At 67.4% G+C, this 1,336-nt stretch carries 2 protein-coding genes; both read left to right on the plus strand.

Going from position 1 to position 1,336, the window contains the following annotated elements; all coding sequences use genetic code 11:
* The first annotated feature begins 68 nt into the window (after positions 1–68).
* A complete protein-coding gene (locus ACSDR0_RS50620; RefSeq protein ID WP_355575034.1) occupies positions 69–377 on the plus strand; it encodes a transposase in 309 nt (102 codons plus the stop codon).
* Positions 374–1,306 carry an IS3 family transposase gene (locus ACSDR0_RS50625; RefSeq protein WP_435296137.1) on the plus strand — a complete coding sequence of 311 codons (933 nt, stop codon included), beginning with the start codon at positions 374–376 and terminating at the stop codon, positions 1,304–1,306. Before ACSDR0_RS50620 ends, ACSDR0_RS50625 begins: the two co-directional genes overlap by 4 nt.
* Positions 1,307–1,336 lie beyond the last annotated feature (30 nt).

Genomic DNA, 1,336 nt, shown 5'->3' on the forward strand with positions numbered 1-1,336 from the left:
GTTGAGCTTCCCCCGTTTTTCCGGAGGCTTTGGATCATGGTCCACGGATCATGGGAAAGGTCTCGATTATGGGGAAGCGAAAGTACCCGCTGGAGCTACGCGAACGCGCGATGAGGCTGTATCGGCAGGCCGAGCCCAAGCCGGTCATCGCGCACCTGGCCGACCAGCTGGGCATCCACCGGGAGGCGCTGCGGAACTGGATCCGGCAGGACCAGGCCGATCACGGCGAGCGTGACGACCTGCCGAGCACCGCGGTGCTGGAGGAGAACCGGCGGCTGGCCAAGGAGAACGCCGAACTGCGGCGCGTCAACGAGATCCTGCGGGCGGCCAGCGCTTATTTCGCCCAGGAGTTCGACCTGACCCGGCGGCGGTCATGAGGTTCATCGACACCCACCCTGGCCTTGCCGCGGTCGAACCCATCCTGCGGGTCCTGGGCGTGCCCGTCTCCACCTACTACGGATGGCGTGAGCGCGTCGCCCGGCCCAGCGCACGAGCGGTGGCCGATGCCTTGCTGCTGGAGGAGATCGTTAAGATCCGGGCCGGTCACGAGTTCGCCGGCACCTACGGCTCACCACGCATCCACTTGGAGCTGCGCCGACGCGGCGTCCGCGTCTCCCGCAAGCGGGTCGAGCGCCTCATGCGCCAGGCCGGGCTGCAGGGCGCCTTCATGCGCAAGGGCTTCACGACCGGCTCCACCCGCCAGGACCCGCGTCATCAGGCGGCGCCGGACCTGGTCTGCCGCGACTTCTCCGCGTCCGCGCCAAACCGGCTGTGGGTCGCCGACCTGACAAGGATCCTCACCGGCCAGGGCGTGCTGTGGCTGGCCTCGGTCCGCGACGCCTTCTCCAACCGGGTCGTGGGCTGGAAGACCTCCGACCGGGCCAACACCGAGTTGGTGCTGGGCGCGCTGGAGTTCGCCCTGTGGAGCCGCGACGTGCGCACCGGGCAGCTCATTCACCACTCCGATAAGGGCTGTCAATATACGGCGATTCGCTTCACCCAGCGGCTGGCCGATGCGGGTATCGCCCCCTCGACCGGCAGCGTCGGCGACAGCTTCGACAACGCCCTGGCCGAGAACCTCTGGTCAACGATCAAGGTGGAGCTGGTCTACCGCACCACCTGGGCCACCCGAGAGGAAGCCGACACGGCCCTGTTCCGTTACATCGACGGGTGGTACAACCCCCGCCGCATCCAGAAGGGGCTGGGCGGACTCTCCCCGGACGAGTACGAGGCCGCCTGGTACGCCCGACAACATGATCTACCCGACACTGTCAGCAGCCACGCCGAGCTGACCGAAACCACATAGGAAACACTCCGGGAAACCGGGGGAACCTCA

The sequence above is a fragment of the Streptosporangium sp. G11 genome (genome assembly GCF_051192615.1).
Taxonomy (GTDB): Bacteria; Actinomycetota; Actinomycetes; order Streptosporangiales; family Streptosporangiaceae; genus Streptosporangium.

What these genes read in the sequence shown, in the direction of transcription:
- ACSDR0_RS50620 (WP_355575034.1), top strand. Translation starts at nt 69, where the DNA reads ATGGGGAAGCGAAAGTACCCGCTGGAGCTACGCGAACGCGCGATGAGG.
- ACSDR0_RS50625 (WP_435296137.1), top strand. Translation starts at nt 374, where the DNA reads ATGAGGTTCATCGACACCCACCCTGGCCTTGCCGCGGTCGAACCCATC.